Source organism: Vibrio sp. THAF64 (assembly GCF_009363455.1).
Lineage (GTDB): Bacteria > Pseudomonadota > Gammaproteobacteria > Enterobacterales > Vibrionaceae > Vibrio > Vibrio coralliilyticus.
The window spans coordinates 467,019-479,196 of sequence record NZ_CP045356.1 but is presented as its reverse complement, the minus strand read 5'-3'; the positions used below and the strand labels follow the sequence as shown (position 1 = coordinate 479,196).

10 protein-coding genes are annotated in these 12,178 nt (G+C 44.8%); 4 read left to right on the top strand and 6 right to left on the bottom strand.

What is annotated here, in order from left to right:
• Positions 1–6: 6 nt before the first annotated feature.
• Positions 7–963, bottom strand: a complete 957-nt coding sequence (locus FIU99_RS18730; RefSeq protein WP_021458217.1) for a MoxR family ATPase — start codon at positions 961–963, stop codon at positions 7–9.
• Positions 964–1,319: 356 nt separating this feature from the next.
• On the opposite strand from FIU99_RS18730, the gene FIU99_RS18725 reads away from it, so the two are divergent.
• Both FIU99_RS18725 and FIU99_RS18720 read left to right on the top strand, forming a co-directional pair.
• Complete coding sequence (locus FIU99_RS18725) at positions 1,320–3,236, top strand: methyl-accepting chemotaxis protein (protein ID WP_152472457.1); 1,917 nt, start codon at positions 1,320–1,322, stop codon at positions 3,234–3,236.
• Positions 3,237–3,315: 79 nt separating this feature from the next.
• Complete coding sequence (locus FIU99_RS18720; protein ID WP_006960686.1) at positions 3,316–3,516, top strand: chromosome segregation ATPase; 201 nt, start codon at positions 3,316–3,318, stop codon at positions 3,514–3,516.
• A 99-nt stretch (positions 3,517–3,615) separates the two neighbouring features.
• On the opposite strand, the gene FIU99_RS18715 is transcribed toward FIU99_RS18720, so the two are convergent.
• Complete coding sequence (locus FIU99_RS18715) at positions 3,616–4,557, bottom strand: LysR family transcriptional regulator (RefSeq protein WP_152472456.1); 942 nt, start codon at positions 4,555–4,557, stop codon at positions 3,616–3,618.
• A 62-nt stretch (positions 4,558–4,619) separates the two neighbouring features.
• Here FIU99_RS18715 and FIU99_RS18710 point away from each other — a divergent pair, with 62 nt between their 5' ends.
• On the top strand, positions 4,620–5,603 hold the full coding sequence (locus FIU99_RS18710) for an aldo/keto reductase (RefSeq protein WP_172854215.1): 984 nt from the start codon (positions 4,620–4,622) through the stop codon (positions 5,601–5,603).
• Positions 5,604–5,640: 37 nt separating this feature from the next.
• Here FIU99_RS18710 and FIU99_RS18705 read toward each other — a convergent pair whose 3' ends face one another.
• The gene (locus FIU99_RS18705; RefSeq protein ID WP_006960689.1) at positions 5,641–6,456 is read right to left on the bottom strand and encodes a restriction endonuclease; all 816 of its coding nucleotides are present in this window, start codon (positions 6,454–6,456) and stop codon (positions 5,641–5,643) included.
• A gap of 386 nt (positions 6,457–6,842) precedes the next feature.
• Between FIU99_RS18705 and FIU99_RS18700 the strand changes: the two genes are divergently transcribed.
• A complete protein-coding gene (locus FIU99_RS18700) occupies positions 6,843–7,763 on the top strand; it encodes a DMT family transporter (protein WP_152472455.1) in 921 nt (306 codons plus the stop codon).
• On the opposite strand, the gene FIU99_RS18695 is transcribed toward FIU99_RS18700, so the two are convergent.
• From FIU99_RS18695 to FIU99_RS18685, 3 genes are all read right to left on the bottom strand, one after another.
• Complete coding sequence (locus FIU99_RS18695; RefSeq protein ID WP_152472454.1) at positions 7,720–9,033, bottom strand: HAMP domain-containing sensor histidine kinase; 1,314 nt, start codon at positions 9,031–9,033, stop codon at positions 7,720–7,722. The genes FIU99_RS18700 and FIU99_RS18695 overlap by 44 nt on opposite strands.
• A complete protein-coding gene (locus tag FIU99_RS18690; protein WP_099608527.1) occupies positions 9,030–9,713 on the bottom strand; it encodes a response regulator transcription factor in 684 nt (227 codons plus the stop codon). Before FIU99_RS18690 ends, FIU99_RS18695 begins: the two co-directional genes overlap by 4 nt.
• A gap of 91 nt (positions 9,714–9,804) precedes the next feature.
• Positions 9,805–12,039 (bottom strand): cytochrome c peroxidase, encoded by a 2,235-nt coding sequence (locus FIU99_RS18685; RefSeq protein WP_152472453.1) that lies wholly within the window; start codon positions 12,037–12,039, stop codon positions 9,805–9,807.
• Between the last annotated feature and the right edge of the window lie 139 nt (positions 12,040–12,178).

The window sequence follows — 12,178 nt, the reverse complement described above, 5'->3', positions numbered from 1 at the left end:
TAACCCTTATGCGCTGCCCACCAGAGACAGAAGGCGGTTAACCACCTGATTGGCACTAATGCCTTCGGCTTGAGCCTGGTAGCTGAGCAGAATACGGTGTCTGAGAACTGGAAAAGCCATCGCCTGCACATCTTCTGGCGATACATAGTCACGACCAGAGAGCCAAGCGTGAGCACGAGCACAGCGATCTAACGCGATGGTTGCGCGAGGGCTGACTCCCATTTCTATCCAGTTACTCAGTGTTTCGTCATATTGCGTTGGTTGGCGTGTCGCCATAACAAGGCGAATAATATAGTTCTCAACCCCTTCCGCCATGTGGATGTTCAATACTTCCTGTCGCGCAGAGAAAATATCTTGTTGAGAGAGGACTGGCGGAGCGACTTTTTCCTCGCCTTTTGCCTCACCGCGATTCAGGCGCAGTATTTCCAGTTCACTTTCTGCATTCGGATAATCCACATTGAGATGCAGTAAAAAGCGATCCAATTGCGCTTCGGGAAGCGGGTAAGTGCCTTCTTGCTCAATTGGGTTTTGCGTCGCCATTACCAGAAACAGCTCTGGCAGTGGGTATGTTTGACGACCAGCGGTGATTTGTTTTTCTGCCATGGCTTCAAGCATAGCGGCCTGAACTTTCGCAGGGGCACGGTTGATTTCGTCAGCTAAAATCAGTGAGTTGAAGATCGGCCCTGCTTGGAATGTAAATTCGCCCGTTTCCGGACGGAAAATATCAGTGCCGGTTAAATCGGCAGGAAGTAGATCTGGAGTAAATTGGATCCGGTGAAAGTCGCCTTCAATGCAGTCAGCCAATGACTTAACAGCGCGTGTTTTCGCTAATCCAGGCGGGCCTTCAACCAGAATGTGGCCATCGGCTAATAGAGCGACTAAAAGTTGTTTAACAAGTTCAGTCTGACCAATAACTTGGCCTTCCAAGTATTGTTGTAGGGTATGAAATGACTGAGAGTTCATCGATGTCTGTCTCCTCACTTTTTCACTTAGTGGATTTTGAAGTGAAAAAGTTCATCCATTGACTAATGTTGCGTATTGGATGGTTAATAACTATCCAACTTAGTACTGCAACATAAGTTCTATTATTTCAGTTGCTTACAATATGGGGATTTTAACGCTTCATGCAAGTGTTCAATATCGAAAAATTGGTTTGCAAATTAGTGCGAAATTGATGACTTATTCAGTAAAGGAATGTATTTTTTGTCCGATATAAAAAAAGTGCGTCACAATTTAATTTGGCTTGCTCTCCTCCTAAGCTAAAAATTAACTGTGATTTCAACTTTCATACAGTCATAAAGCGCTATAAGGCAACTCGAATGATGAAACTAAACGCGATCAGTATTAAGCAAAAGGTTGTTGCGGGTATTACTTTTGCTGTTCTTGCTTCAACAATTATTGTCGGAGTGATGGCACAGCGTCAGGCACGTGAGGTCCTCGAACATAGATTAGTAGGTATCGAACTACCATCTATGCTGGACCAGATTAAAGGACAAATCGATTACGATGTGACTCAGCTACTGCGCGCCGCCGAGCAGATAGCAAACAATGAATTTATCAAACAAGCGGTCAGTACGACCAACATCGACCCTCAAGTGGAAGCGATGCTGGTTAAAGAGCTCAATAACGTTCGCAATCAATACAATTTGAATGATGCCTCTGTTGCGAACCGTGAAACAGCCTACTACTGGAACCAGAATGGCTTCTTACGTCAGTTGAACCAACAGCAAGACGGATGGTTCTTTGGTTTCACGCAGTCTGGACAACCTACCATGGTGAGCATGTTTCAGGAATCGACTGGTGAAGTGAAAATGTTCGCTAACTTCCAGTTTGTAAACGGACTCAGCATGTCCGGCTTGTCTAAGTCAATGGACGACATGGTTAGATTGCTCAACGGCTTCCAAATCGAAGACACGGGTTTTGTATTCCTGACGGATGCACAAGGACAGGTACAAATTCATCGCCAGAAGGACAAAGCCAGTTCGACTTTATCTCAATTGTATGGAAGCGAAGCTTCTACGCTTTTGAATAAATCTGGCTTCAACCTGATTGAAGCGAGCTACGAAGGCGAGCAAGTGTTCGTTTCGAGCCTATATATTCCTTCAATGGACTGGTTTGTTATCGGTGTAGCGCCGGTAAATGAAGTGTTCGCTGACCTTAACTATGTTGCTAAACAGATGACTGTTACTACGATCGTGGTTGCTGCTCTGTTCATCTTCATGGGTTTATTCTTAGCGAACAGCATTACACGCCCAATAAAGTCTATTGCAGCGCGCTTTACCGACCTTGGCCGTGGTGATGGTGACCTTTCACAGCGTATTGAAGTTCAGAGTAGTGATGAAATTGGTCAGTTATCTGAAGGGTTTAACGGCTTTATCGAGAAAATACACGAGTCGATGAAAGAAGTCGCATCAACCAGCGGTGCGCTACAAACCGCCTCTGAGAGTGTTTCCCATAAAGCCAACACGACTCACGATAACAGCCAGATTCAGCGCGACCAAACCATTCAGGTAGTCACGGCGATTAATGAAATGGGCGCAACGATTAGTGAGATTGCATCGAATGCGGCAACCGCTGCAGAAACCGCGAATCAAGCGTCAGATAATACTCAGGTCGGTCAGAATGTTGTTAACAAGGCCAAAGACGCGATCAGTCGTTTGGCTATGGACATCGAGAATACTGGTCAAGTGGTTGAGCAACTGGCATCGACAACACAAGAAATCGGCTCGATTCTTGACGTAATCCGTGATATCTCCGAGCAAACCAACTTGCTGGCATTGAACGCAGCAATCGAAGCAGCGCGAGCGGGTGAGCAAGGGCGTGGTTTCGCTGTGGTTGCGGATGAAGTGCGAAATCTAGCAAGCCGAACCGCAGATTCGACAGAAGAGATCCAGAAGATGATCAACCAACTTCAAAGCGACGCCAAAGATGCGGTAACGGCCATGGAAGCAGGCAAATCTGTCACGCATGAAGGTGTGTCGTCATCGGATGAAGCAGTAGAAGTGCTGGTGAATATTTCTGAGCGAATCCATGATATTTCTGATCGCAACACTCAGGTGGCAACGGCCACGGAAGAGCAATCAACGGTTGTGCATACTATCAACCAAAACATTGAAGAGATTAACGCCATCAACGAAGTAACAACTAGTACGGCGGAAGAACTGGCAGCTGCCAGCTCTGATCTGAAAGAGTTGTCAGAACGCCTTGATCGCATGGTAGGTAGCTTTAAGCTATAAAACCATCCGTGAACTAGAATAACTGGGGCTAAGTGGGTAAACTTAGCCCCAGTTTTTATATTATTAGGTAAGTAATATCATGAGTGATTTTGAAAAAGAGCTAGAGCAAATGTCTCAGGAAATGAGTGATGAGCCTGAGGTAGCGCTTCCATCACTTGAAGAGCAAAAAGCTATCGCGGCAGAGCTGAAAAAACTTGAAGAAGCCGGCGAGCTAACGCCAGAAATCCTAGAACAGTACTTTGGCAAGTTTTACTCGAAAACCGATAAGCCAGTGCACTAGAAACTAAGTATTCAATAAAAGCCGCATTAAGCGGCTTTTTTGTATTCGATGGACTTGCTAGTTACAACAGGTACTTGTTAGCTTTTCGGTAACCTATTTTCACTTTCCAAACTCCAATAATTCCCGATTTTCATAAATTAGCTCGCTCAAGAAATCAGCGACCACTCTTATCCGTCTTGAGTGTGCTAAATCTGAGTGAATCGCAAGCCAGATAGGTTTATTACAGCCCATCTCATTTTCAATGCAGATGAGACCTTGTTGTTTAGCGATGAAGTGAGGAAGAATTGAGAGCCCAAGGCCAGCATGAACGGCACTGAACTGCGCGGACAAACTGGACGTAGTAAGCTTGCAAGTTCTGCCACGTAGTGTTTTTTGAATCCATTGTGCAGCAGGAAGGTGTTGCTGAGTTTCCGTCCAGCCAATGAAGTCATCATTCACATAGGGATTTGTCTGCTTTGAACGAGGTCTTCTATTTAAATAACTTTCAGATCCGTAAAGCCCAAAACCTAAATCTCCTAAACGACGGATAGTTACATTTCCTCTCTCTGGCCTCACCATACGTATAGCCATATCAGCATCTCTTCGATGCAAGTTGACGGTTGAAACACTGGTTTCCACTTCTACATTGAGTCCATCATGCTTGCTGAGTAGATTTGGTAAGGCCGGAATGATCAAATGATCAGCCAGTCCTTGTGCGGTTGCTAATCGAACGTGGCCTGAAACCCCATCATCCGTACCTTGTGCCGCAGAGCCAAACGCATATCCGGCTTGTTCCAGAGCTTCTGCTTGAGGAATTAGTGACAGCCCTTCATCGGTAAGTATGTATCCTAGTTGGTCACGCACGAACAACCGCAGTTCAAGCGCATTTTCTAAGCGTTCGAGCCGACGAGTCGCTGTCGCGATACCTATTTTTAGTGTTTTGGATGCGCCACTTAGTGTTCCTGCTCTCGCTATGGCCAAGAAGACTCGTGCATCATCCCAGTTGAGTCTACTGTGTTTGTTATTTCCGAATTCGGAAAACTGATTGTGTTTTTTGGCCATATGAACCTCCTTTTGAGGAGAGCATACTGTGAACAACACAACAAACCAAGGAAATTTAGATGATGGAAAAACGTATCTTGGGAAATGGCTTAGAAGTATCTGCGATCGGCCTAGGTTGCATGGGAATGAGTGAATTCTATGGGCCCAGAAATGATCAAGAATCAATAGAGGTATTGAATAAAGCTGTTGATCTAGGGTGTACGCTTTTGGACACAGCAGATACTTATGGTGACCATCATAACGAGGAACTGATTGGTCGATTCTTAAGGACTCGTCGCAGTAACGTAAAAGTGGCAACCAAGTGTGGCATTGTACGTGAGCCGGGAGAATACAAACGACGTATTGATAACAGCCCGGATTACATAAGAAAGGCCTGTGAAGGCTCACTGCGTCGGCTCGGCGTTGAGTGTATTGATCTCTATTACATTCACCGCTTAGATCCTAATGCATCTATTGAAACTACAATGGAGACGCTTAGTGATCTAGTTTCTGCTGGGAAAATCGCACATATTGGGCTCTCTGAAGTGAGCGCAAACACGCTGAGGCGAGCACATGCAATACATCCAGTAACGGCGGTTCAGACGGAATATTCACTTTGGACTCGAGATGTGGAAGCTGAAATTTTGCCCACTTGTCGTGAACTCGGTATTGGATTCGTGCCATATTCGCCGTTAGGACGCGGATTTCTGACTGGGAATATTCAGTCAGAAAAGGACTTCGCCCAGAGCGATGCTCGCAAAGCACTTCCACGCTTCACGTCTGAAAATTTAAAGGCTAATCAACCGCTATCCGACGCGGTAAAACAGTTGGCAGTTGAGAAGGAATGTTCTTCGGCCCAAATAGCTTTAGCTTGGTTGCTTGACCAAGGTAAAGACATAGTACCGATTCCGGGTACGAAGCGACTTAAATACTTGGAGGATAACTTTGGAGCCGTGAATATTGAGCTGACGACTCAGGACCATAAAATGCTGGAACGAGCCATCAACAATTTTAAACCTGTGGGTGATCGTTATACTTCTGAGGGTATGAAAGGAGTTAATGCCTAGCGCTACTCTTAATGCTATCAGCCACGTTTTTAATCGGTTAGGTGTTTAAAGTAAATCGACATTTAGGAAAAGAGGAGCAGCCATAAAATTGCTTGCCTGAATTCTTGCCTTTCCTTGCAGTCCGGAGTACTAATTCTGACTGGCATTTAGGACACAGGACGCTATCTTCGTCGTGTTTTGATGGTTCGGATGACGACCGGTCAATGAAGTAGCGTCCATCTTCTACCATGTTCACTAGTTCATCGCCGCATATTAACCAAAAGCGTTTGTCTGCGGCAAATCGGATGGCTTCAGAAGTGAAGTGGCCGGAGGTTACGATAATCATCTGTTTGCCCTGATTAGCCAGCATAACACCGTACATTTCTCTCAGTACCTGAACGCCAACCTTTCTACTTTTCCAATGTTTACACTGTACTAAGCTAACGTCTCCATTTTTGGTAAGCCATATATCGACTCCATCGTCGGGTGCCGAAGAGAGTGCTTGTTTTACGTGATAACCCTGGTGTTTAAAAAACTCTCCTATGTAACTCTCGAACTCAATCCAGCTCAAGTCATTTAATGCAGCAGTGGATCGTTGAGATTTAAGTTGTGCAGTGGTTCGGCTGTACCTCTGCTTTCTGTTACGTTGAGCAATCAATGAGATTGGAGCGGGTATCAGAAACAAAAAGCCAAACAAAGGCGCTAGATTTGGCAAGTTGGGTCCAATTGCATTCAGAATAAAGTTATCTGTGGATGCAAAGATTCTTGGTAAGACGCTGGCAAGTCCAAAATAGGTGATAAGAGACATTGTGACGCTGACCCACCAAGGTGCACTACACAAGTGAATCAGAATGCTGTCATTTCTTTTAGCCATAAGTTTATTAATGATTGTTGAAGCTTAAGAGTATATTCAACCACATGCACTATTGTGTGTCTGGCTATAGCACGCACAAAAGCGCGATACATTGTTTTTCACACGGTACTTTGAAGCTTGTATTGGATTGATTTATGTCTTTTGGTCGACATCTAAAGCAATGGTAATAATTAATATCCCTTTTAAAAATAATGATATTGCTGTGGTGTAATTATGTGGTATTTATTTCTAAATTATTCGATTATAAAAAATTAATTTCTCTATTTAAGACTATTTCTAGATTTAAAGGCAAAAAATTTCTCTGGTGAACTCCGTATACTGTGCTACGTCATTAATGCTCTACAAGCAGATGATTTACAACAATTATTAAATGAGTAGTAGTCACCATGAATTCGAAGTCTCTAACTTTTCTGCTTTTTGTTTCTGTTTGCTTGATATGGGGAACCACTTGGTTCGCTATGGAAGTGGCGTTGCACTCTATTCCGCCGATTTTTGCTACCGCGTTACGCTTTCTACTTGCCGCTCCACTGTTAGCTGTACTGGCTAAAGTGTTTGGTCAACCATTACTGTTTCCGAAAGGTAAGGGGCAGTGGGTGATCATTGTAGCGCTGATGTACTTTGCGATTCCTTTTACTTTGATGATTTACGGGGAGCAATATATCTCCTCCGGTTTGGCTTCGATCATCTTCGCTAACATGCCAGTTGCGGTGATGTTGATGTCTGGTCTATTCCTTGGGTTACGACTCGCAAAGCACCAAGTCTTTGGGCTTCTTGCGGCGGTGATCAGCTTATGCTTAATATTGGGTAATGAAATGCAGATGGGTGGTTCGGACTACCTGATTGGTACTGCATCTCTAGGGTTGGCAGTTGCGATTCATGCGGTTATGTACGTGCTTGTGCAAAAACATTGTAAGAACATCCAAGTACTTACCTACAATGCATTGCCGTGTTTGGTCGCTTCCATTTTATTGTTCGCCGTGTCTTCTATGGGTGAGCATGTTGATGTGCAATCCTTTACTTGGGATTCGATCTCTGCAGTTGTTTATTTAGGTTTGATAGCTAGCGTTGGCGGGATTGTCGCTTACTTTAAGCTTGGCCAGGTATCTACACCATTTCAGGCGTCAATCTGCTTTCTGATATTTCCTGTAGTTGCACTGTTTATTTCTGTATATATCAATGGTGAGATGTTGTCTCACCAATCACTGGCTCTGATGCTGCCCTTGCTGTGTGGTATTTTGTTGACGAAAGCACCTAAAACTTGGTTTAAAGTGCGCTTTGCTCGCAAAGAACGTCATCTAAACCTTTAGTCAACATAAGGTTTGGTTCCCCAATCGATAAAGATGCACGGCATTGGCCGTGTGTCTTTTCAAATCTGAAGCCCCACCTGAGTTGTCTACATAAGCGCCTAACAAGCATTAAACCAAGGCCAAAACCTGACTTGTCCGGATAGTGCTCGTAATAATCAGAGTACTCTTTGTTGATGATCTGAATGCTTCCTTGTTGCTGGATAATCGTAATTACACCTTCATGGGTGTGCTGTACGGCATTACGCAATAGATTGGCAGCTATCATCTGAATGGCTGCGTAAGGAAGGTTAGCTTTATAGCTATCGGTATGGATTTGAATTTCAATGTTTTTGGCTTGGGTTAAATAACTTAAGTTTTCTATTTCAGAATGCAGTACTGACGAGAGGGCAACAGATTGAGTGGTTAGCTGAGAATGCTCCGCTTTGTCGAGCCAAAGTAACGTGTCGCAGAGTTCAGCCATGCAGAGGCTCGCGTCCTTTATACGTTGCTTCGCATTGTGGCTCTTTTCTTCCCACTGTTTTTCGACTTTATCCATCAATTCTACACTGCTAAGAATAACCGCAATCGGTGTGCGCAGCTCATGGCTGGCGTAACGCACAAACTCCTGCTCACGTTTGAGCGAGGCTTCGGTTTTCCGCAAGCTATCAAGAATAATCTGAGCAAGTGTATTTAACTCTTCATATTGGAAGTTTGGTGGTGCACTACTTATGTTGGCGGAATCCAGTTGTCTAGCCCACCGATAAAGGTGTTGAATGGGTTTAGTGGCTGAGTACATAAACGTGAACAGCATCATTAGAAAGAAACTTAATGCGAAAGCACCAAAAAGAATGGCCTGAATTTCGGGTGTCTCAAACCAATTTTGCGGAGGAGCATTTGGTGGTTCTTTGAAATGATGAGCCACGTAATGCACTTTACCATCAGGTTTCGTAATCAACATCACATACACGGATTCGGTTGGTCTTGATAACGGACTAGTTCGATCTGATTTATGGTGGATCTGGTTTGGCGAGAGCAGGTCACGATCGAAGTGGCGGCGAATTTCTATGGGTAACTGATGCCACTTTGAGGTTTTTATGAAACGCGGGCTTTGCTCAACGCTTTTCGACTCACTTTTGTGGGCAACCTCAAGCAGAGCGCCTTTTATCATGTTGTCGTGACTATTAAAAAAGTGCAGCAACCATAGCGTAGACATTAGTGTCACGAGAATGAGCGCAGTGGCAAATAGCATGGCGATCATAGAGTGCTTTAAGCTCGATATTTTAAATTTCATTGGCTCTCACTATCTGTATCCTGCAACTTAAATCCTTGTTTGTTTACTGATACAACGCAGACGCTACTACTGTGTAGAGATAATGCTTTGCGCAGATAGTGGATGTGGACTTTGAGAGAGTTACTGTTAGGTGCTCGGTCTTCCCAGATTGCTAGGTTAAGAGATTGACGTGTGATTGAGTGCGGATAAGCACGCATCAAGTGTTCTAGGATAATTAGGCTGGTGGGAAGAAGCTTGATTGGTTGGTTGTCGATATACGCTTGATTTTCTTGGGTGCAGAATACGATATTGCCCGCTTTGAATCGGATCAGTTGACCACTTTTTCTGGTCGCTAGTGCTTTGGTTCTGGCGACCAATTCTGCCATAGCAAAGGGCTTGGCGAGGTAATCATCAGTACCCACCTTGAAACCTGTCAGTTTGTCTTCGAGTAGATTTCGGGCGGTCAACATAATGATCGGAACTGCTACTCCTTGAGTGCGAAGTCGTTCACATACGCTAAAGCCATCGAGTCGAGGAAGATTGACGTCTAGGATGATGACCTGATACTGATTTTTTTCGATCAGGTTGAGTGCCGTTTCGCCATTATTGGCGTAATCGCATGTGATGTTTTCGAGCTCTAGAAAATCAATGATATTACCCGCTAAGCGTGAATCATCTTCAACTAGTATTGTGTTGATCATAAGTTTCCAAATTGAGATTAGTAGAATGAGTGAAAGACAAGCCATTAAATGGCTTGGCTGTAGTTAACGTTACTGCCTACAAAGCAATGCTTTATTGTTGTGTGGATATATCAAGTTGCAGCGATGTGCCCTGATTGAGTCCATCTCCAGCCGCAAGAATGAAGTACCAGCCGGGTATGGGCGAATCTATTCTCAGGTATTCGCTACTGTCTGTGCTGCGAGATGAAAACTCGAACTGACTTGTACTTGGCCAATAAGGACCGACATATAAATCGGTATTACCTGAACCGTGTCTTGTTCTAATTTCCAGAGTGCTATTGGGCTCTGTAACCTTGATGAAATAGTAATTGTCACCTTGTGCAGTGCAGACTGGAGTACCGCTTTGTAATTCTCCAAGTGAAACAGGAGAAGAGGTCACACATTCATCTGAGATTGCTTTGGGATGCTCACCAGGCTCTTTATTGGCACGCCGTGTACCCAAAGCGATAGAAACCCCTTGATATCCTTGCTGTGAGATGGCGCTGACGTAGTGACGGCCCTGATTAAGTGTGATGATAAGAACTTGTTCTGTACCTTCACCAATCGACTCCGCTAACGCATTCTGTTTGGAGGCCCAACTTGTAGGGTGGTAATAGAGCTTGAGATCGCCTTGACCATCTCGGCTGCTCAGATAGACAGTAGTGTTATCTTGTTGAATATCAAAGTAAAAGTGTTCCATTGAGCCAGCAATGCACTCTCCTTGATCTCTTGTCAGCTTCCCACCAGACTGAAGGGTTTCACCTTCGGAACACTTGGATGGCAGGTAAAGAGGAACCCCTTGATAGTTAATTGCTGCCAGTTGAAGCCCATCAGGATCGGAATCTTCTGGTTGAGGGATCCAAGCTTGCAAGCACTCCGCGCTTTTCACACAGGGATCGGTAAGTGCTTTCATAAAATTAACCAGATCGGTCTTCGATTGATCTGACAGGTTGAGCTTTTGCAAGACGGGTGCGCCATCTGCTATCTCATCGTCAATTATCTTCGCGGCTTTATCCGTGTTCTCTCTTGCGTCAGGAAACAAGCTGTTGCAATGTTCGATGTCTTTAAACTGAGGTTGTTTGCACCAGCCTAGCTCGTCAATATATTGGTCTAGTATTTGGTGATAATCATCATAATGATCAATGACTTGTTCTAGAGTATCGTAGTTTCCTGCGTGTCCAAATGGACCAGTGACTTCAATGTTTAACAGGGTGCCTGAGCGAAAGCTATAGATATCCGCTTCACTTTCGTTTCGATGGGCTCGACCTAAGTCATTTGTTTCCATACCTGGCTCTCCGGTTCCGGGGCCGATTTGCGGGAAGGCTAGGCGGTGATAGTTTGAGTCTTTGGTTTGACTGAAAGTGTCTGTGTTGTGGCAGCCAATGCACTGTGTGGGTAAAAAGTCGGGCTCATTCCCTCCGTCAGATGGGGGAGGTGGCATGTACAAATACAGGTAGGCTCCACGCTTCTGCGATGTCGTAAGTGCAGACGTGTCACCATTCACGTACTGGTTCCATGCGTTGTCGGTAAAGTTCATCGACTCTTGGTACGCAGAGAGTGCTCGAGTAATGTTGGCAAAGGTTACAAGCTCCTTAGGTGACTTATCGTCTCCGTAAACAGAAGCGAATTTCTCCAGCCACTGGTTTCGAAACAATTCGCCTTTGGCGTCGCCATAATCGCCAATTCTTGCCGCTAGATGCGCTCTCACGGCCTCATTGGATGCATCCTGCATGAAATCAAAACCACGCATTTCAGATGCAGTAACTGGTGGAAAGCGAGCTTGAGCGGCTAAAAGGGTATCTCCAGAATTTGGGTCAGCTTCACCAAATGCAACATCGGGAGTACTGATCCCTTTTGACGGATCAAGCCAGTCAACAAATTCGACACGAGCATCACGGAACAAACTGCGTTTGTATAAACCAGCGTTGAAGATCGTTGGCGTGTTGCGTGCTACATAGAATTCACCGGTGGTTGTTTTCCGGCCAGGGCCAAGCACATCTTCATTTTCAGCCAATGTCCCTACTGCGAGTGATAATCCGTCGCCTCCACCAAGGTAAGGGTGATGGCAACTGGCGCAAGCAACGTCTTTGTTACCACTTAGTGCTTTGGAGAAAAATAAGAGTTTTCCTAATTTCACTTCTTTTGAATCTACACTGGGTATTTCAAAGCCTTTGTTTGGCTCACCTGTGAGGCTGTGTTGCTCAATCAGTTTACGAAGTTCAGTATCCAGATCATCAGGGATTGGAATGGCCATCGCCTGGGATGCCAGCCCCAAAGTCAGGGCCAGTAGACAAGCATGTTTTCTCATTGTTCTCTTCCATGTGTGCGGTATTGGCCGGATGTTAGGAAAGAGAGGGTTAAAAACGGGTTAAAATGACTGGAACCGAACGTCTTTTTGCTATGTGACTTTATTAAATGAGATGCATATCAAGGTTAAGCTGTGCTGA